At 64.4% G+C, this 25,834-nt stretch carries 21 protein-coding genes; 4 read left to right on the top strand and 17 right to left on the bottom strand.

Annotation, left to right across the window (positions count from 1 at the left end):
- Window positions 1-70 precede the first annotated feature (70 nt).
- From asd to leuC, 4 genes are all read right to left on the bottom strand, one after another.
- A complete protein-coding gene (asd, locus tag A5892_RS10255) occupies window positions 71-1,183 on the bottom strand; it encodes an aspartate-semialdehyde dehydrogenase (RefSeq protein WP_064122720.1) in 1,113 nt (370 codons plus the stop codon).
- A 189-nt stretch (window positions 1,184-1,372) separates the two neighbouring features.
- Window positions 1,373-2,455, bottom strand: coding sequence for a 3-isopropylmalate dehydrogenase (gene leuB, locus A5892_RS10250; RefSeq protein ID WP_064124432.1), 1,083 nt, complete (start codon window positions 2,453-2,455; stop codon window positions 1,373-1,375).
- A 27-nt stretch (window positions 2,456-2,482) separates the two neighbouring features.
- A complete protein-coding gene (gene leuD / locus A5892_RS10245) occupies window positions 2,483-3,124 on the bottom strand; it encodes a 3-isopropylmalate dehydratase small subunit (protein ID WP_064122719.1) in 642 nt (213 codons plus the stop codon).
- Between the two features lie 16 nt (window positions 3,125-3,140).
- Window positions 3,141-4,592: a 3-isopropylmalate dehydratase large subunit gene (gene leuC / locus A5892_RS10240; RefSeq protein WP_064122718.1), complete on the bottom strand. Its 1,452-nt coding sequence runs from the start codon at window positions 4,590-4,592 to the stop codon at window positions 3,141-3,143.
- 262 nt (window positions 4,593-4,854) lie between these two features.
- Between leuC and A5892_RS10235 the strand changes: the two genes are divergently transcribed.
- Both A5892_RS10235 and A5892_RS10230 read left to right on the top strand, forming a co-directional pair.
- The gene (locus A5892_RS10235) at window positions 4,855-5,778 is read left to right on the top strand and encodes a LysR family transcriptional regulator (protein ID WP_064122717.1); all 924 of its coding nucleotides are present in this window, start codon (window positions 4,855-4,857) and stop codon (window positions 5,776-5,778) included.
- Between the two features lie 84 nt (window positions 5,779-5,862).
- On the top strand, window positions 5,863-6,771 hold the full coding sequence (locus A5892_RS10230; protein ID WP_082890389.1) for a nucleoside-specific channel-forming protein Tsx: 909 nt from the start codon (window positions 5,863-5,865) through the stop codon (window positions 6,769-6,771).
- 52 nt (window positions 6,772-6,823) lie between these two features.
- On the opposite strand, the gene yccS is transcribed toward A5892_RS10230, so the two are convergent.
- The 3 genes from yccS to prmB form a co-directional block, all read right to left on the bottom strand.
- A complete protein-coding gene (gene yccS / locus A5892_RS10225) occupies window positions 6,824-8,992 on the bottom strand; it encodes a YccS family putative transporter (RefSeq protein WP_064122716.1) in 2,169 nt (722 codons plus the stop codon).
- 63 nt (window positions 8,993-9,055) lie between these two features.
- Complete coding sequence (aroC, locus tag A5892_RS10220; protein ID WP_064122715.1) at window positions 9,056-10,147, bottom strand: chorismate synthase; 1,092 nt, start codon at window positions 10,145-10,147, stop codon at window positions 9,056-9,058.
- Window positions 10,137-11,141 carry a 50S ribosomal protein L3 N(5)-glutamine methyltransferase gene (gene prmB / locus A5892_RS10215; protein WP_082890388.1) on the bottom strand — a complete coding sequence of 335 codons (1,005 nt, stop codon included), beginning with the start codon at window positions 11,139-11,141 and terminating at the stop codon, window positions 10,137-10,139. Before prmB ends, aroC begins: the two co-directional genes overlap by 11 nt.
- A 139-nt stretch (window positions 11,142-11,280) precedes the next feature.
- Between prmB and A5892_RS10210 the strand changes: the two genes are divergently transcribed.
- Both A5892_RS10210 and A5892_RS10205 read left to right on the top strand, forming a co-directional pair.
- The gene (locus tag A5892_RS10210) at window positions 11,281-11,874 is read left to right on the top strand and encodes a Smr/MutS family protein (RefSeq protein ID WP_064122714.1); all 594 of its coding nucleotides are present in this window, start codon (window positions 11,281-11,283) and stop codon (window positions 11,872-11,874) included.
- 147 nt (window positions 11,875-12,021) lie between these two features.
- Window positions 12,022-12,375 (top strand): hypothetical protein, encoded by a 354-nt coding sequence (locus A5892_RS10205; protein WP_064122713.1) that lies wholly within the window; start codon window positions 12,022-12,024, stop codon window positions 12,373-12,375.
- 70 nt (window positions 12,376-12,445) lie between these two features.
- On the opposite strand, the gene A5892_RS10200 is transcribed toward A5892_RS10205, so the two are convergent.
- The 10 genes from A5892_RS10200 to A5892_RS10155 all read right to left on the bottom strand — a co-directional run bounded on the left by A5892_RS10200 (window position 12,446) and on the right by A5892_RS10155 (window position 25,821).
- Window positions 12,446-13,426, bottom strand: a complete 981-nt coding sequence (locus A5892_RS10200) for an AraC family transcriptional regulator (protein ID WP_064122712.1) — start codon at window positions 13,424-13,426, stop codon at window positions 12,446-12,448.
- Window positions 13,427-14,008: 582 nt separating this feature from the next.
- The gene (locus A5892_RS10195; protein WP_064122711.1) at window positions 14,009-15,034 is read right to left on the bottom strand and encodes a helix-turn-helix transcriptional regulator; all 1,026 of its coding nucleotides are present in this window, start codon (window positions 15,032-15,034) and stop codon (window positions 14,009-14,011) included.
- Between the two features lie 224 nt (window positions 15,035-15,258).
- Window positions 15,259-16,269: a UDP-glucose 4-epimerase GalE gene (gene galE, locus A5892_RS10190; protein WP_064122710.1), complete on the bottom strand. Its 1,011-nt coding sequence runs from the start codon at window positions 16,267-16,269 to the stop codon at window positions 15,259-15,261.
- Between the two features lie 73 nt (window positions 16,270-16,342).
- Window positions 16,343-17,695, bottom strand: a complete 1,353-nt coding sequence (locus tag A5892_RS10185; RefSeq protein ID WP_064124430.1) for an undecaprenyl-phosphate glucose phosphotransferase — start codon at window positions 17,693-17,695, stop codon at window positions 16,343-16,345.
- A gap of 85 nt (window positions 17,696-17,780) precedes the next feature.
- Window positions 17,781-19,289, bottom strand: a complete 1,509-nt coding sequence (locus A5892_RS10180) for a lipopolysaccharide biosynthesis protein (protein ID WP_064122709.1) — start codon at window positions 19,287-19,289, stop codon at window positions 17,781-17,783.
- A 92-nt stretch (window positions 19,290-19,381) separates the two neighbouring features.
- Complete coding sequence (locus tag A5892_RS10175; RefSeq protein WP_064122708.1) at window positions 19,382-20,173, bottom strand: glycosyltransferase family 2 protein; 792 nt, start codon at window positions 20,171-20,173, stop codon at window positions 19,382-19,384.
- Window positions 20,174-20,293: 120 nt separating this feature from the next.
- The gene (locus A5892_RS10170; protein ID WP_064122707.1) at window positions 20,294-21,262 is read right to left on the bottom strand and encodes a glycosyltransferase family 2 protein; all 969 of its coding nucleotides are present in this window, start codon (window positions 21,260-21,262) and stop codon (window positions 20,294-20,296) included.
- Between the two features lie 57 nt (window positions 21,263-21,319).
- Window positions 21,320-22,414, bottom strand: coding sequence for an EpsG family protein (locus A5892_RS10165; RefSeq protein WP_064122706.1), 1,095 nt, complete (start codon window positions 22,412-22,414; stop codon window positions 21,320-21,322).
- A gap of 80 nt (window positions 22,415-22,494) precedes the next feature.
- Window positions 22,495-23,553: a glycosyltransferase family A protein gene (locus A5892_RS10160; protein WP_064122705.1), complete on the bottom strand. Its 1,059-nt coding sequence runs from the start codon at window positions 23,551-23,553 to the stop codon at window positions 22,495-22,497.
- A gap of 63 nt (window positions 23,554-23,616) precedes the next feature.
- Window positions 23,617-25,821 carry a polysaccharide biosynthesis tyrosine autokinase gene (locus tag A5892_RS10155; RefSeq protein WP_064122704.1) on the bottom strand — a complete coding sequence of 735 codons (2,205 nt, stop codon included), beginning with the start codon at window positions 25,819-25,821 and terminating at the stop codon, window positions 23,617-23,619.
- Between the last annotated feature and the right edge of the window lie 13 nt (window positions 25,822-25,834).

Raw genomic sequence — 25,834 nt, 5'->3', positions numbered from 1 at the left:
TTCGATGGCGCGCCGGGGAATCGAACGCACCGCCTGGTCCTTGGGATTATCGCCTATGCCCCATCCGCCATCAACGCTCGCGCAGGATCGTGAGCATCCGCCGCAGCGGCTCCGCGGCCCCCCACAGCAGTTGGTCACCCACCGAGAAGGCGCAGAGGTACTCTGCGCCCATCGCCAGCTTGCGCAGCCGCCCCACCGGGACCTGGAGAGTACCGGTGACCGCGGCCGGGGTGAGCTGGGCCAGGGTCTCCGGCTTGTCGTTGGGCACCACGCTGACCCATTGGTTGTGCTCGCCGATCCGCGCTTCGATCTCGTCGAGCGGCACGTCGGCCTTGAGCTTGATGGTGAACGCCTGGGCATGGCAGCGCATCGCACCGATCCGCACGCAGAGGCCGTCGACCGGAATGGTGCCTTGGGCAAGACCGAGGATCTTGTTGGTCTCGACGCCGCCCTTCCACTCCTCCTTGCTCTGGCCATTGTCCAGCCGGCTGTCGATCCACGGCAGCAGCGAGCCTGCGAGCGGCGCGCCGAAGCGCTCGGTTGGCAGCGAGCCGTCGCGCATCGCCGCGGTGACCTTGCGATCGATGTCGAGGATCGCGCTGGCCGGGTCGGCAAGCTCCCCCGCCACCGCGCCGCTGAGCCCCTGCATCTGGGCCAGCAGCTCGCGCATGTTCTGGGCGCCGGCGCCGGAGGCGGCCTGGTAGGTCATCGAGGTCATCCACTCGACCAAGCCCGCCTCGAACAGCCCGCCGAGCCCCATCAACGCAAGGCTCACCGTGCAGTTGCCACCGACGTAGGTCTTGACCCCGCGGTCGAGACTCTCGTCGATCACCTGCCGATTGACCGGGTCGAGCACGATCACCGCGCGATCATCCATGCGCAGGGTGCTGGCCGCGTCGATCCAGTAGCCGTCGAAGCCCGCCTGGCGCAGCCGGGGATAGATCTCCTTGGTATAGTCGCCGCCCTGGCAGGTGACGATCACATCGAGGGACTTGAGCGCCTCGATGTCGAAGGCATCCTCCAACGGAGGCACCGCGACACCGATGTCGGGACCCGGGCGGCCCGCCTGGGAGGTAGAGAAGAACGTCGGCTCGATACCGGCGAAATCGTTCTCCTCCCCCATCCGCTGCATCAGCACCGAACCGACCATGCCACGCCAACCAACGAAACCTACCTTGAGCATATTCTCCTCGCTGATCCATCACGGATCGCTGCATGGCCGCACGCACGAGGCGGCCATGAATGTACTTCGCCCGTCGTCTCGACCGGCGAGACGACGGCGCGGGACGGACACCGAAGCGACCGTCGTTGATCCCTTGGGGCACGGCGAGCGACTTTCAACCGCACCCAGGGGCTGTTTTCAACCCAATCCTCAACCGGCCTGGAAAGCGGCCAGCACCGCATCGCCCATCTCGCGGGTGCTCACCTGGCGATCCCCTGGCGCGGCGATATCCGCGGTGCGCAGGCCCTGGTCGAGCACCTCGCCGACCGCCGCCTCGATCCTTGCCGCCAGCGCCGGCTGGTCGAACGAGTAGCGCAGCATCATCGCCACCGAAAGGATCGTCGCCAGCGGATTGGCGAGATTCTGCCCGGCGATGTCGGGCGCGCTACCGTGGCAGGGCTCGAACATCCCCTGCCCGCGCTCGTTGAGCGAAGCCGAGGGCAGCATGCCGATCGAGCCGGTCAGCATCGCCGCCTCATCAGAAAGGATGTCGCCGAACATGTTGCCGGTGACGATCACGTCGAACTGCTTCGGCGCACGGACCAGCTGCATCGCCGCGTTGTCGACGTACATGTGACTCAGCTCGACGTCGGGGTACTCCTTGGCAAGCTCGGTGATCACTTCCCGCCACAGCATGGTGACCTCGAGCACATTGGCCTTGTCCACCGAGCAGACCCGCTTGCTGCGCTTGCGTGCCATTTCGAAGGCGACCCGGCCGATCCGGCGAATCTCCTCCTCGTCGTAGACGTAGGTGTTGTAGCCGTAGCGCACCCCGCCATCACGCTCGCTGAAGCCGCGCGGCTGGCCGAAGTAGATCCCGCCGGTAAGCTCGCGCACGATCATGATGTCGAGCCCGGCCACTATCTCGGGCTTGAGGCTCGACGCCGAGGCCAACTGCGGATAGAGGATCGCCGGGCGCAGGTTGCCGAACAGGTTGAGCGCCTTGCGAATCCCGAGCAGCCCCTTTTCGGGTCGCCGCGAGATGTCCTCGAGCTTGTCCCATTTGGGACCGCCGACCGCACCGAGCAGGATCGCCCGCGCGCCGCGCGCGGCGTCGAGCGTTTCATCGGGCAGCGGGTGGCCGGTGGCATCGATCGCGTCGCCGCCGACCTTGCCGTAGCCGAGCTCGACGTCGAGCCCGGCCGATTGACACGCCTTGATAATCTTGACCGCTTCAAAGGTGATCTCGGGGCCGATGCCGTCGCCGGGCAGAATCAGAATCTGGTCTTTCATCTCGTCATCCAAAGAAAAGTCTCTCCATCAGCCGCGGAACAGCCACGGCTGGCTGGCGCGATGGCGCGCCTCGAACGTTCGGATCGCATCGGCCTGCTCGAGCGTGATGCCGATGTCGTCGAGCCCGTTCTCGAGGCAGTACTTGCGAAAGGCGTCGACCTCGAAGGCGATGCTCTCACCTGAAGGCGTATTGATCACCTGATTGGCAAGATCGATATCGAGACGATACCCCTCATGCGCGTAGAGCTCGGCGAACAGCTGCTCGACCTTCTCATCGCTCAGGGTGATCAGCAGCAGCCCGTTCTTGAACGCGTTGTTGAAGAAGATATCGGCGAAGCTCGGCGCAATCACCACGCGGAAGCCGAAATCCTCCAGCGCCCAGGGAGCGTGCTCGCGCGAGCTGCCACAGCCGAAGTTGGCCCGCGCCAGCAGTACGCTTGCCCCCTGATAGCGAGGCTGGTTGAGCACGAAGTCGGGGTTCTTCGGCCGCTGGCTGCAGTCCTGGCCCGGAAAACCCTCGTCGAGATAGCGCAGCTCGTCGAACAGGTTGGGACCGAAGCCGCTGCGCTTGATCGACTTCAGAAACTGCTTGGGAATGATCAGGTCGGTATCGACGTTGGCGCGATCCATCGGCGCCACCAGACCCGCTTTGCGAACGAATTTCTGCATCTCTCTGCTCCCTTGCTCAGGCGCTCAGCGCCTGGGGCGCCGGGGTATGGTCGAATTCGCGCACATCGACGAAATGGCCGGCGATCGCCGCCGCCGCCGCCATCGCCGGGCTGACCAGGTGGGTACGCCCGCCGTAGCCTTGCCGGCCCTCGAAATTGCGATTGGAGGTCGAGGCACAGTGCTCGCCGGCGCCGAGCTTGTCGGCGTTCATCGCCAGGCACATCGAGCAGCCCGGCTCGCGCCATTCGAAGCCCGCCTCGATGAACACCTTGTCGAGCCCTTCCTTCTCGGCCTGCCTCTTCACCAGGCCTGAACCCGGCACCACCATCGCCTGCTTGATCGTCGAGGCGACGCGCCGGCCCTTGGCCACCCGCGCGGCCTCGCGCAGGTCCTCGATCCGCGAGTTGGTGCACGAGCCGATGAATACCCGATCGAGCCGGATATCGGTGATCGCCTGGCCGGCGGACAGCCCCATGTACTCCAGCGCCCGTTCGATCCCACGGCGGCGGGTATCGCTCTCGGCATCCATCGGATCAGGCACCTGGCCGCGAATCCCGACCACCATTTCGGGGCTGGTGCCCCAGGTCACCTGCGGCTCGATGGTGCTGGCGTCGAGTTCGACCACCTTGTCGAAATGCGCGCCCGGGTCGGAGACCAGGCCACGCCAGTAGGCCACCGCGGCCTCCCACTGTTCGGCGCTGGGCGCGAAGGGGCGACCGCCGATGTAATCGATGGTGGTCTGGTCGACCGCGACCAGACCGACCCTGGCACCCGCTTCGATCGCCATGTTGCAGATCGTCATCCGCCCTTCCATCGAGAGCGCGCGGATCGCGGAGCCGGCGAACTCGATCGCATAGCCAGTACCACCCGCGGTGCCGATCTCGCCGATCACCGCGAGCACGATGTCCTTGGCGGTAACGCCGCGGCCCAGCTCGCCCTCGACGCGCACCTGCATGTTCTTCATCTTGCGCTGCAGCAGGCACTGGGTGGCGAGCACATGCTCGACCTCGGAGGTGCCGATACCATGGGAAAGCGCGGCGAACGCGCCGTGGGTCGAGGTATGGGAGTCACCGCAGACCACCGTCATCCCGGGCAGGGTCGCGCCCTGCTCCGGCCCGACCACATGGACGATGCCCTGACGCAGGTCGTTGATCGAGTAGAGCTCGATACCGAAGTCGTCGCAGTTGTCGTCCAGCGTCTGGACCTGGATCCGCGAGACGTCGTCCTGGATCCCGGCCACGCCGGCCCGACGCTCGATCAACGTGGTCGGCACGTTGTGGTCGGCGGTAGCCAGGTTGGCGTCCAGCCGCCAGGGCTTGCGCCCGGAAAGACGCAGGCCCTCGAAGGCCTGCGGGGAGGTCACTTCGTGGAGCAGCTGGCGATCGATATAGAGCAGCGAAGTACCGTCGTCACGGGAACTCACCAGATGCGAGTCCCACAGCTTGTCATAGAGTGTCTGGGCTGCCATTGCCTATCTCCTCAACGCGTCGTCCTCGCTCCGGCCACGGACAGCCATGAGGGAAGACAGAAAAAGGGCTCATACAAGCTCTTATTGAAAGTAACTTTCCTACCCTGGCGATGTAGCCGCAATGAACTTTGCGTTTTTCGCCATGCCTTGCGATATATGCCTATCCTATCGACTTCCCATGAATAAAAGCAATTCATGTTAGTTATTCGAGCCATTCCAAAAGGATATACTTGCCCAAACGCCCCGTCATCGAGTTCGCAGGATGGACACCCAAAGCCTCATCGCCTTTCTCGCCGTCGCCGAAACCGGCTCGTTCTCGCTCGCCGCCGAGCGCCTGCACCTCACCCAGCCCGCGGTGAGCAAGCGCATCGCGGTGCTCGAGGAGCTGCTCGGCCAGCGTTTGTTCGACCGCATCCAGCGTCGCGTCACCCTTACCGATGGCGGCCAGCGGCTGCTGCCCAGGGCGCGCCAGATCATCACCATGGTGGATGAGACCCGGCGCGAGCTTTCCGACATCGACGGCGAAGTGGGCGGCCGATTGAGCCTCGCCACCAGCCACCACGTCGGCCTGCATCGCCTGCCGCCGCTGCTCAAGGCGTTCACCCAGCGCCATCCCAACGTGCACATGGAGCTGCGTTTTTTGGATTCGGAACAGGCCTACCAGGGGGTGCTCGACGGCAGCCTCGAGCTCGCGGTGGTGACCCTGGCCCCCTCGCCGCACCAGAGCCTGCTGGTGCAGCCGGTATGGATCGATCGGCTGCGCTACGTCTGCGGACCGGAGCACCCGCTGCTCACGGCCCCAGGGCTCGATCTGTCGATGCTCGCTGATTTCGACGCGGTGCTGCCCGGCGAGCAGACCTTCACCCGCACCATCGTCACCGAGCACTTCGCCCGCCAGGGGCTCAAGGTGCGCATCGCGATGTCGACCAACTACCTGGAGACATTGAAGATGATGGTTTCGATCGGGCTCGGCTGGAGCGTGCTGCCGGAGACCATGATCGATGAAGGCATGCGCCCGCTGCCCTTGGTCCATCCGCCGCTGCTGCGCCCGCTCGGCTACCTCCACCATCGCGGCCGCACGCTTTCCGGCGCGGCGCGGCGAATGATCGCGCTGCTCGAACGCGAGCGCGCTGCTAACGGCAGCACTGCGCACGGAACAAGTGTTCACGAAGGAGTTAACAAATAGCTCAAATGCAGGTTTAATCGGGTCGACCGGATCCACCAGCCGGATCAACAAAAACGACCGCACTCTGCAAGGGACGACAACATAATGAAGGCCATCCTCGTCGGCGCCGGCGCCACCCTCGCCGCTTTCGCGCCGCTCCCCCTTTTCGCCCAGTCGGACGATGCCAGCGGCGAGACACTCAGCTACCAGGCCACCGACGATAGCCGCAGCCCTTATCTTTCCGACTGGCTCAACCAGGCGGTCAACGTAGTCGGCAGCGGCCATACCCGATTCGGTCCCCAGAAGGTCGACGATCTCTATCTCGAGTACGAGTTCTTCGGTCGCAAGGGCCCGCTCGACGTCTACGGCTACATCGACTTTCCCAAGTTCTTCGGCATCGGCAACGCCGCCGACAGCGGGATCTGGGACGACGGTTCGCCGATGTTCCTGGAGGTTGAACCGAGGCTCTCGATCGACGAAATGACCGGTCGCAAGCTCGGCTTCGGCCCGTTCAACGAGTTCTACATCGCCAGCAACTACATCTTCGACTGGGGCCACAACAGCGACAATCGCCAGAACACCCTCTTCCTCGGTCTCGGCACCGACATCGACACCGGTACCAAGCTCGGCCTCTCGGCCAACATCTATGCGCGCTACCAGTGGGAGAACTACGGCGCCGAGAACGAGAACAGCTGGGATGGCTACCGTTTCAAGATCAAGTACTTCTATCCGCTCGCCGACCTGTGGGGCGGTTCGCTGAACTGGATCGGCTTCGCCAACTACGACTTCGGCTCCGACCTGGGCGACGAGTCGCCGATTCGCACCAACAACTCGCTGGCGGCGACCAACATCCTCTCGCTCGGTTACACCCACTGGCAGTTCTCGGCGGTGGCGCGTTACTGGCACAACGGCGGCCAGTGGAAGGACGGCACCCAGCTGGACTTCGGCGACGGCCCGTTCAGGGTTTCATCCAACGGCTGGGGCTACTACTTGATCGCCGGCTACAAGTTCTAGGTAAGGTCCGACTACCGCCCAACCCTACGGTGCTTGACATGGTTCGCGGCGCTCAGGCGTCCGCGACCAGCTTGCGCGCCGCATCGTCGAGCGGCACCAGCAGCGCCTGGATCAGCTCCAACTGCGTTATCGCCAGGCGCCGCGCATCGTTCTCTTCTCCCACGCTCTCTTCCGATACCGCCGGCTGGCGCCGCTCGCACGCCGACAGCCAGCGCCGCTCCCCGCTCCCGCGCAGTCCGGCGGCGATCGCTTCCAACGCTTGAACGATCTCGCTCGCGGTCGTGGCCAGCGGGTCGTGCTCGGTCGATATCCTGATCCTGTCACGATGCGCACCCAGCGCCGACAGGTGTCCCAGCAGGCTGTGGGACTGGATCAAGAAACGCAGCGCAGGCTCGGCTTCGCTCCGATGGCGCTGCGGCTCGAGCAGGATGTTGCCCAATAGCGCCGAGAACGCGGCATCGGCGTTGTGGGCGTCACGCCGGGCGAGCCGATAGGCGAGGTCATCGCGCCGGCCGCTTTGGAACTGATGCACGATCTCGCCCAGGTAGCCCGCTGCGCGCTCGAGCGAGGTGGCGGCCTGGCGCTCGAGACTCCGGCCCCGCCAGTCGGGCAGCACCAGCAGCACCGCGAGCCCGGCCAGCCCCGCACCGAGCAGGGTATCGAGCAGCCGGGGCAGAATCAGGCCGAAGCCATCGCCGATCTGGTTGAAGCAGCACAGCACCAGCAGCGTGATCGCGGCGGTGGCGAGGGTATAGCGGTTCTCACGGGTGGCGAAGAACACCACCCCCGCCGCCACCGCGAGGATCGCCTGCAGCATCGGGGCGGGGAACAGCGTGATCGACGCCCACCCCACCAGCAGCCCGATGATCGTGCCGACCACGCGCTGGCGCAGGGTACGCAGCGTGGCGCCATAGCTCGGACGACAGACGAACAGGGTGGTGAGCAGGATCCAGTACCCTTGGGTCGGGTGGATCAGGTGTAACGCGCCATAACCCGCCACCAGCGCCGCCGAGAGACGGCAAGCGTGGCGGAAAATCTCCGAGCGCGGGGTCAGCTGCATCCGCACGCGCTCCCAGCCGTCGCGCAGCCCCTGCGGCGAGCGATCGAACAGGCTGGGGTCGTGCGCCGCGTCGAGCGCCTCGGGGTTGTCGGCCAGCGCCAGCTGGCGCTCGAGCTCGGTGAGGTTCCTCGCCAGCGCATCGAGCGAGCGCAAAAGGCCCCGCTGCGAGGGGTCCGAGCCCGAACCGAGCTGGTCGAGCGAGGCACGCAGGTCCTCGAGCGCCTGTTCGCTTTCACGATGGTCGAAATGCCGGCGCATCAGCATCGCCTGGCCCAGCCCGCGACATGCCACCCCTTGGCGGCTCAGCAGCCGCTGGCAGCGGAACAGCACGTCGCTATGGAAGAAAGCCTCGGTCAGCGCCGCGTAGGGGTAGTGGGTCGAGGTGGCCCGCTCATGGAGGTCCTGGATGATGAAGTAGAGCCGCAGGTAGCGGCTGAGCCGACCATCGGGCCGCCGGCCCTGCAGGCGACTGAACAGCGCCTCCTTGGCGAGATTGAGCGCCTCCACCACCCGCGCGTTCTGGCGCGCCAGCTCGATCCGCCGCGCCTCCAGGTCGACCCCTCTCACCGGCTCGAACAGCGAGGCCTTGAGCACCAGGTAGTCGCCGAGCAGCTTGAGCACCCGCACCATGCGCAGCTTCACCGGCTGGTGGGCGAAGCAGACCTGCCAAAGTACCGAGACCAGCCCATACCAAGCCGCCCCGCTGACCAACGCCAGCGGCTCTCGCCATAGCGCATCGAAGACCACGCCGCGCTGCTCGACGCTGATCATGGTGTAGATGGCCAGGATCAGCGTGGCGGTACAGATCGTGGCGTAGCGCGCCCCCAGCGCACCGAGCAGGGTCAGGCTGAAGGCGGTGGCACCAAGGCCGAGGGCGAAGAGCAGCGGATAGGGAAACAGCAGTTCGACCGCGAAGGCGGCGATGGTGAAGCAGGCCAGGGTAAAGGCCAGCGCGCGCAGCCGCCCGCGCCAGCCATCGTCGGTCTCGGCCAGCGCACAGGCGATGATGCCGAGAAACAGCGCCACCATGTGCGCCGGCTCCCCCTGCCAGAGGCTGAAACCGAGCGCACCGACCAGGGCGACGAAGACCCGGGCGCTCGGTGCGAACTTGTCCAGGGTCCAGAGCCTGCGCAGCGAGGCGACCGGGGAAGGCAGCGGCATGACGAAATCGATCTCCCGCGACGGGCGCCCCGCAGCGGGCGCGGTGACGAACCGGAAACGCCTTCAGCGCTGGCCGAGCACCGGGGTGTCGACGTGCACGTCGGCATTCTGCGCCCGGTGGCGCAGCCAGTGATCGACCAGGGTCAGCGCCATCATCGCCTCAGCGATCGGCGTCGCGCGGATACCGACGCAAGGGTCGTGGCGCCCCTTGGTGATCACCTCGACCGCCTGGCCTCGGACATCGATCGAGCGGCCCGGTGTAGTGATCGACGAGGTCGGCTTGAGCGCCAGCCGGGCGACGATCGGCTGGCCGCTGGAAATGCCGCCGAGCACCCCGCCTGCGTTGTTGGAGAGGAACCCCTCGGGGGTGAGCTCGTCACGATGCTCGCTGCCGCGCTGGGCGACCGAGGCGAAGCCCGCACCGATCTCGACCCCCTTGACCGCGTTGATTCCCATCAGCGCATGGGCCAGATCGGCATCGAGACGGTCGAACACCGGCTCGCCGAGACCCGGCGGCACGCCTTCGGCGACCACGGTGATCTCGGCACCGATCGAGTCCTGGTCGCGTCGCAGCTGCTCCATGTAGGCATCGAGCTGGTCGAGCTTCGACGGGTCGGCGCAGAAGAAAGGATTGTCGTCGACCCCCTCCCAAGCGACGAACGGCAGCTCGATCGGACCGAGCCGGCTCATGTAGCCACGCACCTGGACGCCGTGGCGAGCCAGCAGCCGCTTGGCGATCGCCCCGGCGGCGACCCGCATCGCCGTCTCGCGGGCGCTGGAGCGACCGCCGCCGCGATAGTCACGCCGGCCGTACTTGTGGTGGTAGGTGTAGTCGGCGTGGGCCGGACGGAACTGGTCTTTGATCTTCGAGTAGTCCTTCGAGCGCTGGTCGGTGTTCTCGATCAGCAGCGCGATCGGGGTGCCGGTGGTCATGCCTTCGAACACCCCGGAGAGAATCCTGACCTCGTCGGCCTCGCGCCGCTGGGTGGTATGGCGCGAGCTGCCGGGGCGGCGACGGTCGAGATCGCGCTGAAGATCGGCCGCTTCGAGCGGCAGCCCCGGGGGGCAGCCATCGACGATCGCGACCAGCGCTGGGCCGTGGCTTTCGCCTGCGGTAGTGACGGTGAACAGAGTACCGAAGGTGTTACCGGACATCGGAGTCTTCCTGGTGCATATCGGTGGAAAGCGCGTCGAGATCCCGGGCGGTGAGCGCGAACACGCCGTGGCCGCCGCGCTCGAACTCGACCCAGACGAAAGGCAGTTCGGGGAAGGCCTCGACCAGCTGGCGTTCGGAGTTGCCCACTTCGGTGATCAGCACACCGTCGTCGGTGAGATGCGCGCGCGCCTCGCGCAGCAGCCGACGGGTGAGTTCGAGGCCATCGGCTCCGGAGCCGAGCGCCAGCGCCGGCTCGTGGCGGAACTCGGCGGGCATGTTGGCGAGATCACGGGCATCGACGTAAGGCGGATTGCAGACGATCAGTTCGAAGCGCCGCCCCTCGAGCGCCGAGAACAGATCGGAGTGGACCGCCTTGACCCTGCCACCGAGCTCGAAGCGGGTGATGTTGCGTCTCGCCACCGCCAGCGCATCCTGGCTCAGGTCGGCGAGGATCACCTCGCTGGTCGGCAGCGCCAGCGCAGCGGCGATACCGATGCAGCCACAGCCAGTGCAGAGATCGAGCACGCTTGCCGGGTCGCGCTCGGGGAACCAGGCAGAGAAGCCGTCCTCGATCAGCTCGGCGATCGGCGAACGAGGGATCAGTACCCGAGCATCGACGCAGAACAAGTGGCCGGCGAAGTGCGCCTCGCCCAGCAGATAGGGCAGCGGTAGTCGCTGCTCGACCCGCAGCCGGGCCAGCGCGATGATTCGCTCACGCTCGCCGCGCAGCAGCCGCGCGTCGAGCACTTCGTTACCGCTGTCGGGTGGCAGGCGCAGCGCGCCGAGCACCAGCGCGACTGCCTCGTCCCAGGCATTGTCGGTACCATGGCCATAGTAGAGCGGCTTGCCCTGCTGCCCATGGGCGAAGGCGCTGGCACACCAGCGCAGGCAGTCGCGCAGGGTCAGGAGCTCCTCGGCCAGGGCCTCGTCGGTATCGGCGAGCGGATCGAGGGGGGCGAGCGAGAAAGACGACGGTGGGACGGTGTTCGACATCGGCATCCGCAGGTAGGCGATTCAGAGGAAGGTCAGTTTAACCTTCCGCGCAGCCGAGCAACAGCCAAGCCAGCAGCGAGCCGCTATACTGCGCGGCTGGTTTGCCCCGCCGTCGAAGCGCACAGCACAGGAGACCGGTATGTCCGACGACGACCTCGACCGATCCAGCGCAGAAGAAGACGAAGCCGCACTGTTTCGCCGCGCCCTGCGCAAAGCAGGGGTCGAACGCCTCAAGGCCGAGCTGCGCAACCGCGCCGATCCCGGCCGCCGCAGCTCAGCCTCCGAGCGCGACGCGATCGAGGCGCGCCGCCGCGCCGCCGAAACGCTCGACCGCCCGCTCGACGCGCCCTCCCGGCTGAGCGACGGCCGGGTCGAACCGGTGAGCCCCTCGCAGCCGCTGCTGTTCGCGCTGAACGATCTCGACCAGCGCCTGATCACGCGGCTCAAGCGCGGCGAGATCGAGTGGCAGGCGGGGCTCGACCTGCACGGCTACAGCGTCGAGGAGGCACGCCGCGAACTCGAGGGGTTTCTCGGTGATGCGCTCGAGCAGCACCTGCGCTGCGTACTGGTGGTGCACGGCAAGGCGTGGAGCGCCGCCGCCGGTCATCCGCTGATCAAAAGCCACGTCAACGCTTGGCTGCGGGAGTGGCCTGAAGTGCTCGCCTTCAGTTCCGCCACGCCCGGCGACGGCGGCACCGGCGCCCTCTACGTGCTGCTCAAGCGCGCCCGCTAAGCCCCGAGCGCGGCCCCTGGCCGCATCCTTGTCCCTGTCTTTGCTCCCTTCGTCCCATTGCCTTTCTCCACCCACGGATCGTTAGCAAGATGTGATCCGTGCGGCCAGCGAACGCTTTGCCCCCTTATATCTTGGCGAGATCCCAGCATGTTCGATCTGATCGTCTGCGCGTCGCATCGCGACTGGTTGGAGACCGCCTTTGCCCAGCGTGGCCTGACCCATCTGCTCGTTCCCCTCGAGCGTGATCCGCTGCTCGAGGTCGAAAGCGAGCATGGCTGGATGGGCTATCTCCGCGCCGACACAGCGGAGGTCGAGTCGCTACGCGACATCGGGCTGCTCGAGATACTCGCTATCGTCCCATTCACAGGCGCGGGCACTGCGGATGCGCTCTATCACCAGCTGTTCGCCGATGCCTACGCTCGCCAGCGCTACGAACGGCTCTATCCGCCATCGATGCGCGAAGGCGGTGGCCCCTGGTTCGGCGCTATGCGAGGTGCCTGATCGGTTTCATCGGCGCCAAAAACACGAACGCCCGGCTAGGCCGGGCGGTTCGAAAGAGAGCGTCGTGGAGTCAGGAAGCGCTGTGATTCAGTACCACTGCCTGGGCGAGCTGCTCGGGGTGGTTGCGATACTTGATCGCCATGGTCCGGGCATCGCGGGGAGAAACGCCGTAAGCCTGGCTGAACAGCCGAGTGAAGGTGTTGGCTTCCAGGCCGCAGCGGCGCGCGATGGCGATGATGCTGAGGTGGGAAAGCGCCGGCGACAGCAGGTACTGGCGTGCGCGCACCAAGCGGCGGCTGCGGATGTAGGATGCGATTCCACCCAGCGGCTCGAACAGGCGATAAAGACTCGAGCGTGAGAGCGCGAAGCGCCGGCAGAGGCTGTCGACCGAGAGCGCGGTTTCAAGATTGTGCTCAATATGGGCGCAAATCGCGCACAGAGTCGAATTGGCTACCAGCGCGCCCTCTTCTTTAGCGGCGAACAGCGGTGCCAGCAGCGGCTTGAGCATTTCGACCGTGGCACGCCCGATCGTCTCGTTGTCCTCTTCTCCGAGCTCGCTACCCAAGGCCAGCAAAGCGGCCAGATAGCGCTCGAGCAGCGTCGCCAGCGGACGACCGTGACGCACCACCTTGCCATGCAGCTGGGCAACGTTGCCGTCGAGACCGAGCATTTCGCGCGGCAGGATCAAGTAGCGCATCGAGCAGGCGCGCGGCGCACCGAACTCACGGGCAAAGCGGAAGCTGCAGGGCTGGGAGGCGTCCTGGAACATCAGGTCACCCTGGCGCACCGGATGCTCTTCGCCATAGACGCTGCTGATGAATTCGCCTTCGATCACCAGCAGCAGCAGCAGGTGGTCAGGGGCCAGCGCCAGGCTCGAGATGCCACGGTTGACCGACTGCCCCCCCATCGTCACCGTCCCGGCCACCAGGCTCGAGAAATACTCTCCCCGCGCATGCCAGGAGAAGCTTGAAGCGCTGCCCTTCCAAGGGGATTGCATGGCCTCGACCGAACGCACACCGATTAACCAGCTGGCCAGCTTCCGTTCGAACATTTGTTTTTCATTTATTTCTTCGAGCTTTGAACACCCGGCAATCATGGTCATGACACTCCCCTTTCATTGGATGCCTGTATTTTTGCCCCCACCAGAGAGATACATAAAACCTCGCGAGCGGCGGATTATTTATTTATTTCATGTAAAAATCTAAATAACAGCAACCTCTTGCCTGCGCGATGATCGCTTCGAATCGACGCATTCAACGGCCAATGGGAAATCCCGCCAAGCCATCTGACACCCCTCCCACCCCAGTGACGGCGGGTATCGCCAGCCACTACCGGACAGGGAGCGAGACCGATGCATGTCCCTACACCGCGTCTGGTTTATGACTTTAGTGTAGGAATCTCTTAGGCCTCATGACCATCCCATTTTCATCTCATAGATCGTCCATTTCGTTCAAATTAAAACTGGCTACACGAAACGTAATGGCGCCTCGATGAGACATTCTGGACCTCTATATATTATTTTTTCTCATTATGTCCGATGCGCCGCCGAAAGAAATTTAACACTCTTCCCAGGCAAGAGAATCAGCCGCCTTCGACTATGAGAAAATTCCTACAACGCGTCCCGCGTCGGCGCTCAGGGAGCGTCGCGCCAGATCGTCTGCGCCAGCTTGAGCGGATCGCCTCCCAGCTTGATCGCCATGATCCTGGCCTCCCGCGGGGACACCCCATAAGTCTGGTTGAAGAGCCGGGTGAAGGTGTTCGCTTCCAGTCCGCAGCGGCGCGCGATGGCGGCGATGCTCAGATGCGAATGAGCGGGCGAGAGCAGGTACTGGCGTGCGCGAATCAATCGGCGGTGGCGAATGTGCGTGGCGATGCCGCCCAGCGGCTCGAACAGGCGATAGAGGCTCGAGCGCGAGATCCCGAATCGCCGGCACAGCGTACCCACATCGAGCGGCTGGTCGAGGTGCTGCTCGATGTAGGTGCAGATGCCGCTGAGCAGCGCATTGGCCGGCTCCGGCTGCGCACGCACGCGGCCGCAGAGCAGCTCGAGCGCATGCACGAAGAACCCCACCGTGCCGCGCCCGGCACAGCGTCGCTCTTCCTCGCTGAGCTGGTCGGCGATACTCAGCAAAAGCTTAAGGTGGCCACCGAGCAGGTGGTTGAGCGGCTCGCCCCTCGGCACCACACGTCCGTGCAAGCGCTCGAGCCCTTCGAGATAGCCAAGCACGCTGCGCGAGAGCACCAGATAGAGAAACTCACACGCAATCGCGGGTCCCAACTGCGGGTCGAAGCGCAGGCTGCAAGGTTGAGAGGCGTCCTGGATCATCAGGTCACCCTGGTGGACCAAGCGTTCTTCGCCATAGACGTTGCTGATGAATTCACCGCGCTCGACCAGCAGGATCAACAGATGGTCGGGGGCCAGCGCGATACAGCTTGCGGTGCGGTTGAAACGGGTCTCCTCGCTCTTCAAGGAACCGGCGATCACGCTATCGCCACTTTGCTCCGACTCGCGCCAGCTGAACGCCGGCCCACCTTCACCACCGCCGCTCTGGACGACCTGGGCGGTATTGATGCCCAAGAGCCACTGCGCCAGCTTGCTCTCATAGTTACCGCTGCTTCTACCCGGGTCGGAGTCTTGATGCCTGGCTGCCGGAGACACGTTCGCTTCTCCTTATGATTGGAATCGAATGCCGAGCACGCGCTCTTACCTCCGTGCGACAGCGCTGCGAATCAGAAAGCCTGAGCGCGCGTACGGAGAAGTGATTCGAGGCGAGTCGGAGAATGCCGAGGAATACGTCAAACCGCCGGACGAGCGCCCGGAGGAAAGGGGGAGAAAGCGGGGGCTGGTGAAGCCTGTCGACGCCTCACAAGCCAAGCCAGGGACTAGCGATAGCCGTCGGGATTTTGCGACTGCCAGCGCCAGGTGTCCTGCATCATCTCTTCGAGGCCGCGCCTGGTCTGCCAGTCGAGCTCGTGCTTGGCCTTGCTCGGGTCGGCCCAGAACTGCGCCAGGTCGCCCGCGCGGCGAGGCGCGACCACGTAGGGAATCTCGCGACCGCTGGCCCGCGCGAAGGCATCGATCATCTCCAGCACCGAATGACCGCGACCGCCGCCGAGGTTCCAGATCCCCACCCCGTCGATCCGCGCCAGCGCATCGAGGGCGCGTACATGCCCTTCGGCTAGATCCATCACATGGATGTAGTCGCGCAGGCAGGTGCCGTCCGCGGTCGGATAGTCGTCACCGAACACCCGCAGCTGCTCGCGCTTGCCGACCGCCACCTGGGCGATATAGGGCAGCAGGTTGTTGGGCTCGCCCGCCGGGTCCTCGCCGATCGTGCCGCTCTCGTGGGCACCGACCGGGTTGAAGTAGCGCAGCAGCGCGACACGCCAGCGCGGGTCGGCGGCCTGGAGCTTCTTCAACAGCTCCTCGACCACCAGCTTGGTGTAGCCGTAGTTGTTGGTCGGCGTGCCGGTCGGCATCTCCTCGCTGAACACCGGTGTCCCCGGATCGCCATAGACGGTCGCCGAGGAGCTGAAGACGATCTTGAATACGCCAGCGTCTGCCATCGCCTGCAGCAGATGAGTGCTGCCGGCGACGTTGTTGTCGAAGTACTCGAGCGGCTTGACCATGCTCTCGCCGACCGCCTTGAGCCCGGCGAAGTGGATCGCCGCCTCGATCGGGTAGCGCCCGAGCACCTCGTCTAGCCGGGCACGGTCGCGGATGTCGCCCTGCTCAAAGGCAACGCGCTTGCCGCTGAGCGTCTCGACCCGGCGAACCGCCTCGCGGGAGCCGTTGCAGAGATTGTCGTAGACGACCACTTCGTAGCCGGCCTCGAGCAGTACCAGGACGGTGTGCGAGCCGATGTAGCCTGCGCCTCCGGTGACTAGGATCATGCGGGTCTCTCCCTGCTGGATGAATGAAGCCGCGCTTGCGTGCCGCCCTCGAAGGCGACCCGCCGCTGCCAGGTCAATAGGCGGTCTTGTCGGTGAACACTTTGAACGCAGTGGCCAGGATGATCCTGACGTCGAGCACCAGCGACCAGTTCTCGATGTACCAAAGGTCGCATTCTATTCGCTTGTCGAGCCGGGTATCGCCACGCCAGCCGTTGACCTGGGCCCAGCCGGTGATCCCTGCCTTGACCATATGCTTCTTCATGTAGTTGGGCACCTCCTCCTTGAACTGCTCGACGAACACCGTGCGCTCGGGACGAGGACCTACGATCGACATGTCACCGAGGAACACGTTGATGAACTGCGGCAGCTCGTCGAGGCTGGTACGGCGAATGAAGGCGCCGAATCGCGTGGTGGTCTTGCCCTTGGCGTTGCCCCACTGCACGCCGGCCTTCTCGGCATCGACCGGCATCGAGCGGAACTTGAGCATATTGAACGGCCTTCCATTCCAGCCGACCCGCTCCTGGCGGTAGAAGATCGGGCCTGGCGAGGTCAGCTTGACCCCGATCGCCAAACCGATCATCACCGGTGAGATCAGCGCCAGGATCAGCGCCGAGATGACGATGTCCTCGAGACGCTTGCTGAACGACGCCCAGCCGGTCATCGAGGTGACGCTGAGGTCGAACGCGTGCAGGCCCGAGACCCGATTGACCTGGAAATTGATCAGCCGCAGCGGTGCGAACTCAGGAATCAGCCGGATCTGCACGGTGGAGTGGCGCAGCGCATGCATGATCGGTGCGATCACCGCGCTGTCCGAGAACGGCATGCAGATCCACACTTCTTGCGCCTGCTTGCGGCTCACCTGGCGCGCCAGCCAGGCCATTGCCTGGGCATCGAATGCAGTACCTGGGCGCAGCCGGCAAACCCCGGCGATGCCGTAGCCCTCGTGGGCATTGCGACGCAGATTGCGCGCCACCGTCATCACCGAGCCCGCCGGGCCCACCAGCAGCACTGGCTTACGATGACGCGGGCGCGAGTGGTAGTAGAGCGAAAGCCCCATCAACGCAGCGCGCAGCGCACAGACGAAGGCGAAGGACAGCGGCATGGTGAACAGCAGCCAGGTACGCGGCTCCGGGCTCTGGTGGCCGCTGAACAGCAGCACCACGCTCATCAGCACGAAGACGATCGCCCAGACCTTGATCAGCCGCACCGTGCGTTCGACCAGCGAGGTGTTGCGCCATTTGCTGTAGCCGCCGAGCCACAGGTTGGCGCACATCACCAGCAGCGAGATACCGCTCAAAAACAGGAAATAGTCGTTGGCGAGCAGGTACTCATCGAACAGCACCGAGTAGCAGATCCAACCAGCGGAGAAGATCGCCGCTAGATCGGCGACGGGCGCGAGGCCACGGATCGGGTTGGTGGTTTTCATGATCGACACCTTGAACGATGGACGGCGGATGAAGAGGATGCGATCGCCACCGACGATCGCGATGGAAAACGCCTGCGCATGGCGCTCAGCCCCAACGAGGGCGACGGGCCAGCAGCGCGGCAAGATTGACCCGCAGGTAGAGGGCGCTGAGCGCTGCCGACAGCGCGCAGACGCCGAGCACGAGTAGGGTCAGCAGCGTCGATAGACGCCCGGCCCACACCGCCTCCGGCAGCGCCCAGTAGAAGCCGAACGGCACCAGCAGGCCGAGCAGCATCAACGGCAGCACGTCGGCGACCATCCAGCGCCGATAGAACGCGGCGTCGACGAAGCGAGCGAAGACCACCCTCGACCAGACGAAAAGCAAAAACAGATTGATCCCGACCCAGGCAGCGCCAGTGCCCACTGCGCCGTAGTGATAGGCCGCCCAGACGATCACCGGCACGAACACTGGCAGGAAGCAGGCGAAGGCGCGGGTGTTGAACGTCAGGTTGCCGCAGGCGTACTGGAGGCTGTAGCAGAAGGTGTAGATCACCTGCAGCGCGTTGCCGACCACGTAGAGCGCGAGCACCGAAGCCCCCATGGCGGCGACCTCGGCGTTGCCGGTCCAGAGCCAGAGCAGATGGTAGGAGAACAGCGCCATGCAGCTGGCCACCGCGGTGATCACCGCGACGGTGATCTGGGTGGCGAGGCGGAAGAAGTCGAAAAAGCCCTGCTCGTCGCCCGCTGCCTTGAGCGCGGTCAGCCGCGGCAGAACGATCTGGTAGAAAGGCAGGTTGAGCATCATCACCGCGCTGGCGGCGATCGTGGTAGTGCTGAAGACGCCGAACGACTCGAGGCTTATGAACTTCGACAGGCTCACTTTGTCGACCTGGGTCATCGCGATCCAGGCAACGTTGGCGAAGGCCGCACCGAGCATGAAGCCGAGCAGCGGTGCCAAAAGCTCACGGATCGGCTTACGCAGCGCCGCGGCCGCAGGCACGTAGCGACCGCCCTTGATGCGGATCACCAGCGCCTCGAACAGCGCCACGACGCCCTGGTAGTAGAAGAAAGCCTCGATGTCTCCCGGGCGCAACCAGACCATCAGGGCGCCGCCCAGGTATTTGAGCGACAGCGCCACCGCATTGAAGCAGCTCAGCCATATCTGCTCTTCATGGCCCACCAGCACGTTGCGAAAAGGCTCGGACTGCCAGCGCGCCGCCACCGATACGATGATCGAGATCAGTGCCACCACCACGCTCGAGTGCTCCAGACGCTCCACGTTGAGCCAACCGGTGGCGATCCACGGCGAAAGCGGCACCCCGACCAGCACTAAAATGATGCTGGTGGCGAGGAAGAATCGTGCGAGCAGCCGGATGACCGCGGAGTAGTCGCCGCTTTCGACCGCGCCGGACTTGAATCTCGCACTCTCGCGGATGATCCCGGCGCCGATGCCCGCGTCGAGCACCGCAAGCCAGGCCAGGGTCATCGCGAACAGGCCGACCAGGCCATAGGCCTCGACACCCAGGTAGTGCAGGTAAATCGGCACTACCAGGAAGCCGAGCAGGATGCCATAGACCTGGTTGCCAGTAGTGATGATCAGTTTTTTCTTCAGCATCGTGACGGCCGCCCTTGCACGAATCCGCGATGGTCGACGGCATGTAGCGCCGCATCCCTTGTTCTGCTCACCTCGGTTTTTGTTCTGGAAGTTCAGCCGTGGCGCACGCCATTTTTCATCATCACGTAGTAGTAGTAATAGAAGTGCCTGAGGGTCATCCGGCTGAATTTCTTCTTGGTCTTACGCTGATAAGCATGGGTGATGCTCAAGGTGTCGCTGACGTAATTGACCAGTCCCAGCCGCCCCGCCCGCATGCAGAAGTCGAAGTCCTCCGGGCCATAGAAGATCTTCGAATCGTAGCCTTCGAGCTTGTCGAACAGCGCGCGGCGATAGATCTGGTTGGCGCCGAGCATGTAGTCCACCACCAGAGGGAATTCGAGGCTTGCGGGGTCGAGATCGCTCATCATGTGGCGGTTCTGCACATTGGCGAAGAACGGAATCTTCTGCAGCACTTCGACGCGGGCGGCGAAAGGCTGGATCCAGCCTGGGAAGCGCCGGAAGGACTGCTGGAAACTGCCATCCGAGTTGAGCAGCTTGAAACCCAGCACGCCGGTTTCCGGATAGCGCTTGTAATGGTTGTCGATCGCTTCGACGAAGTGACAGTCATCGATGATGGTGTCGTTGTCCAGCGTCATGATGAACCGGCCACTGGAGAGCTCCACGGCCTTGTTGCGCGAGACGCTGACCCCCATGTTGTGCTCGAAGCGATAAGTGATGACCTTGGGATAGCGCTGGTTGACATGCACCAGGGTGCCATCGGTGGATCCATTGTCGATCAAAATGATCTCACCGGTAGAGAAGTCGAAACGGTCGTAGAAAGAGTCGAGGCAGCGATCGAGCACGCCCAACTCGTTCCAACTCAGAATCACGATGCTCAAGTCCATGGTCGTTCTCTCCAGGTTCGAGTCAGAGGCAACGGGGCGCCTTCTCGCATCGATAGAGCGAGAAAACGCGGTGTATGGGAAAAGAAATGGCGGCTCGGGTGCGTGCACCCTCGCCCTGGGCTACTCGGCCTTGCGCGGGGCGGTACTGGCACTCGAGCGAAAGATCGAAAGGACTTTCAGGATCGCGAAGGAGACCAGCGAGCGGTCACGCTGGAAGCCGTAGTGGCGCAGATGCTGCGCCATCGCGCGCCAGCCGGTGGCGGGAAACAGCGCCAGCGCCGCCGACCAGTGATCTCGAAACAGTGCCCACTCGCGTCTCGGTACGGCGCGGGCGAAGGGGATCAGCACGGAGAAGCTCTCGCTGACCAGCAGTCGGTCGAAGTCCTCGACGGGCAGCTCGGTGCGCAGCTGCGCGATCGCCTCGATCGCATCGAACTGCTTGTTCAACGTGCTCCTGGTGATCGACCCTACCCGGCGCCGATAGCCGTAGTACTCCCCCGGGGAGTAGACGTGCCTCGACACCGCCTGCTTGAGCAGCGGCGTGGTCGCCATGTCCTCGAACAGTTTGCCGACCGGAAAGCGCACCCCATCGAACAGCTCGCGCTTGTAAAAGCGCGCCCAGGTGGTCTTCGGCAGCATCATCATCCAGTCGCTGCCGGTGACGCGTGGCGAGGGCGACGGATTGACCGCGACCCGCACGCCCGCATCGTCGAAGCGATACGACCCCATGGTCAGGCAGTCGGGAGCAAGTGCCTTGAGCACCTCGACGTGGTGCGAGAAGAAATCCACCGCGATCAGGTCATCGGAGTCGATGAAGGTCAGATAGTCGCCACCGCTCTGCTCTATCCCCACGTTGCGCGCAGCCGAGAGGCCAGCATTGGGCTGACTGAAGTAGCGCCACCCCCTGAGTTCGCAGTGGCTCATCGCGAGCCGCTCGGAGCCATCGGTGGAGCCGTCGTTGATCACCAGGACCTCGACCGCCCCGCGCCACTGGGCCGGCATGGCATCGATCGCGCCGGCGACCGAGTCGAGACAGGCATCGAGGTAGTCCCGCACGTTATAGACAGGAATGATCACGCTGATCTTCATGCGCGCTTCTCGCTGATGGGGAAAAAGGAATGCAGGCCAAGGGCGTGTCTACACGCTCTAGTAGAGCCCCAGCGTGGCTCGAAACGAGCCGTTGGCTATGACGAAGAAGAAATAGAGAATGCTGGTCGCCGAGATGAGGTAGAAAAGCTGCTGCTTGTTTCGCGCGGCCGTCATCGCCATCACGGTCAGTACCGGCAGCAGCAGGACGACGAAACGCTGGATCCGGTTGGCGCCCTCGCCGAACTCGATCGCCATGCCCGAGATGCCGACCACCAGCAGATAGATATTGAGCACATAGACGTAGACGCGGTTTCGGTTCGGCAGCTTGAGGAAGGTGAACAGCGTGGCGAACAAATAGAGCACCACGGTCTTGAAGTAGATCGAGAGCTTGGTCTCGGTGTAGATCCCCTCGCGGATACGCTCGGCCACGTAATCGATCCCGGACGACTCCACCACCAGCCTGAACACTTGGGCGCATCCGAGGATCAACATCACCATCGAGACCACGAACATCGGCTGCGAGGTCTTCAGCGGCCTGACCAGCAGGATCACCGGGATCATCATGATGCTGGCCACGTGGGAGAACATCATCAGAAACAGGCAGCAGCAGACCGCGACCATGCGCCGCTCGATCAGGAAACTGATCGCCAGCAGCAAGAACCCCACCGCCATCGCCTGGCGGACCTGATTGGCGACCAGGAAGATGAAGGTGGAAGCCGAGATGGTGAGGAAGAATGCCAAGGGCAGCACCAGCCCGAGGCCGAATTGCTCCACCGCATCACGGTGCAGCAGCAGCAGGCGCCGCTGGCCAGCGAACAGACAGCCGATCGTCACCGCCGCGGTGAGCAGCAGGTAGAACTGCATCCCACCGAGCTTGTAGCCGAGCACGCCCAGGCCGAAGTAGACCACCTCGACCCAGAAGATCACGTCGGTGACCGAGTTCGATGCCGAGACCCAGCTGGCGAACTGCCAGGTATCGGTGCCGACCTGCAGGCCGCGCATGCCCACCAGCAGGACCATCGCGACGATCAGGCAGTAGAACACCGTCACACCCCATCGGCGCTGGCGGACCACACCGAGGAGCACGCAGCTCAGAAACGAGATGAACCCGAGCGCGATGTAACAGAGGTAGAACATGATGGGATTGAGCATTGTCCCCTCGATCTCACGATTCGCGTGGCCTGGGTGGTGGACGTCGAGCAAGGCATGGCGCCGGGGCATCTCGGCACGCCCTAGGCGATTCGCGGACGCTGCCCGCGCGACAGCGCGCGCAGCTGCAGCGCCAGGCGCTTGCTCAGGTTGTAGAGATAGGGATGTCGAAACAGCGAGCGCCGCTTGAACTCGAGCCCGGCAAGGTGGTCGGCCAGCGCCTGGTCAAGGTCCGGGCGGCCTTCGATCAGTAAAGCGAACTCACCGCGCATCATCTCCACCGCACGGCGCAGCGGATAACGGCGCTGGAGGGTGAAGTGGTAGTCGCGCACCAGCCCGCAGAACACCGACAGCGCGTGGTTGGAGCGCTGCTCGCCGCGATGCGCGCGCACCAGCTCACGGTAGCGGGCGATCACCCGGCGGATATCATCGAGCTGACGCTCGGCGACGCTGTTGACCGCGCTGGAGGGATTGATCCGGTAACCAAGCAGCGCGCGGTCGAGACAGACGATCTCACCGGCCGCCAGATAGAGTTCGGGGATCAGCATCGCGTCTTCGAACATCGAAAGCGTTCGATCGAACTCCCTGCCGTCGAACAGCCGACGATGGTAGAGGCCGGCCCAGACATACCACTGCCCCGAGTGGATCACCTGCGCCATCCGGGCCTCGGCATCCGGGGCGCCGGCGCGGTAGTGGCGTGGCTCGCGATGGATGTCGAGCGCCCGGGTGCCGCGCGGTTCGCCGCGCTCGCTGTGGGTGAAGTAGATCGCATTGAAGCCGACCACCTCGACCTCGGGATGCTCCCGCAGCACCGCGCCGAGCGCCTCGAAATAGCCTTTCAGCAGCAGGTCGTCGGGATCGAGGAAGGCGAGATAGCGCCCCTCGGCGAGCGCGATGCCGCGATTGCGCGCGGCACTCACCCCGGCATTGCGCTGGGTGACGATCCGTACCTGGTCGCGCCACTGCGGGTATCTCTCGAGCACCCTGCGGACCAGGCCGATCGAGCCGTCGGGACTGCCATCGTCGACCACGATCACTTCGACCCCCGCCGTCAGCTGATCGAGCAGCGACACCATCGCTTCCTCGATATAGGCCTCGACGTTGTAGACCGGCACGATCACTGAGATTTCGACCGACTCCATCCAACTCCTCCTAGTCCAGGCGGGTGATACGCCGGGCGCTCGCCCGGCGACCGGCTCGAGCCTCTAGCCGTAGCGATACTCGTAGTGGCCATAGCTGTAGACCGTGGTGGCCTTGCGCTCGACGGCATTGAGGATCACCCCTTTCACCGAGACTCCCGCATTGACCAGACGCTTGCGGGCGACGTCGATCTCTTTGCGGGTGTTGCGCTGGAACCGTGCGACCAAGAGCGTAGTGCCGACCTGATGGCCGATGATCCCGGCGTCGGTGACCGCGAGAACCGGCGGACTGTCGATGATCACCAGGTCATAGCTGTCCTTGGCGCTCTCGAGCAGGAGCTGCAGGCTCGGCTGCATCAGAAGCTCGGAGGGGTTGGGCGGCAGGCCGCCGCGCGGCAGCAGGTCCAGCCCTTCGATACCGGTCGGATGGATCACCTCCGCCTGGGTCGCCGTGTTGGAAAGCAGCTCCGAAAGCCCCGGGCGACCGGAAAGCTTGAAGGTGTGGTGGAGATAGCCCTTGCGCATGTCGGCGTCGATCAGCAGCACCCGCTGGCCGGCCTGGGCGCACACCGCGGCGAGGTTCATGCACACGAAGCTCTTGCCGATGTCGGGGCTGGGCCCGGTGATCATCAGCGCCTTGTCCCGCGACTCGAGCATCGCGAAGTGCAGGCTGGTACGCAGGTTGCGCAGCGCTTCGATCGACTGGTCACCAGGGAAGCGCCGCGCCAGCAGATCGGCGCTGACCAGCTTGTCTTTCTTGCCGCTCTTGACCTTGCGGGTGAGCTTGGCCTGCTCGCTGGAGGCCGGCACGGTGGTGTAGACGGGCAGATCGAGCCCTTCTATCTCCTCGGCGCTCTCTACCCCGCGATTGAAGATTCCGCGCAGCACCACCCAGACCACGCCGATGATCGCGCCGAGCAGCAGCGAGATCACCACGATCAGCGCGCGCTTCGGAGAGATCGGCGTCGGCTTGACGCTGGCGTCATCGATGATCCTTACGTTGCCGACGGTGCTGGCCCGGGCGATGTTGGCCTCTTCCATACGGTTCATCAGCTGGACGTAGACTTCCTGGTTGACCCCTACGTCACGCTGCATCCGCAGCATCTGCTGCTGGGTGTCGGGCAGCCCGTTGATCTGGCGATTGAGTGAGTCCCGCTCGCGCTGCAGCTGGCTCTTCTTCTGCAACAGCGCCGCGTAGGTCGGGTGGTTGCGCTGGAAGCGCGTCGAGATGTCCGCCTCGCTGAACTCGAGATCGGTGATCTGGCTGTCGACGTTGACCAGGCGCTGCAGGATCGATTGGTTCTCGAGCGGCAGGTCGATGCTGCCGTGCTGGGTGCGATACTGGCTCAGCGCGTTCTCCGCCTGGTCCAGCTGGTCGCGGATCTTGGGAATCTGCTGCTGCAGGAACTCGAGACTCTGCGCCGCCTGGGCGCTGGAGCGCTCGATGTTCTGTGCCAGGTAGAGCTGGACGATCGAGCTCAGTGCCCGGCGAGCGCGCTCGGGATCGGGATCGTTCAGGTAGAGCGACATCACACCGGTCTCTTGGCCTTCGGCGGCGACCGAGAAGCGCTTGCGCAGGTCATCCACCGCCACCAGCACGGAACTCTGGGTGATGTCGAACTCGGCGCCGGTTGGCGCCTCGATCCGATCGACGGTCAGGTTGACCTTGCCATCGAGAAACGATGCGGGCTCATCGATCACCCCGATGCCGAGCATCCTGCCTTCGAACGACAGCGCGTAGCTCTGGGCATCGACCACACGCAGGGTGAAGGGCTCGCCCTGATAGACCGGGTCGACGTCCAAATGGCCGACGCCAATCCCCTCCCCCGCCCAGACCATGCTGCTGCCGCGGGCGAATTCCGGACGAGGGAACTCGTTGCGAACCAGGAAGCCGCCGATCAGCGGTACCAGCTTGGGTTCGATCATCACGTCCAGACGCTCGTCCGTCACGGCTTGGCCGAGCACGTGGCGCGACATCATGATCCGTCGCTCTCCGTCGGCCTGCGGCAAGGAGTCACCGAGCAGTGAGTTGACGTTGAGCATCGGGGTGGTAAGCGGACTCTCCTTCTCCACCTGGACCAGCGCATCGGACTGGTAGATCGGCGTGGCCAGCAGCGCATAGAGCGTGCCTAGCGTCGCGAACAGCGCAGTGACGCCGATGATGGTCCATTTGTGATCGACGATGAGCCCAGCGATGCGGTTGAGATCGATCTCCTCCTCGCTCGTGGGCGCGGTCTGGCTCGGCGGTATGTTGCGGATTTCGACGGTCATGGGGTCTCGTCCT

The sequence above is a fragment of the Halotalea alkalilenta genome, from assembly GCF_001648175.1.
In the GTDB taxonomy this organism is placed as follows: Bacteria; Pseudomonadota; Gammaproteobacteria; order Pseudomonadales; family Halomonadaceae; genus Halotalea; species Halotalea alkalilenta_A.
This window is presented reverse-complemented; position numbering and strand designations above follow the sequence as displayed.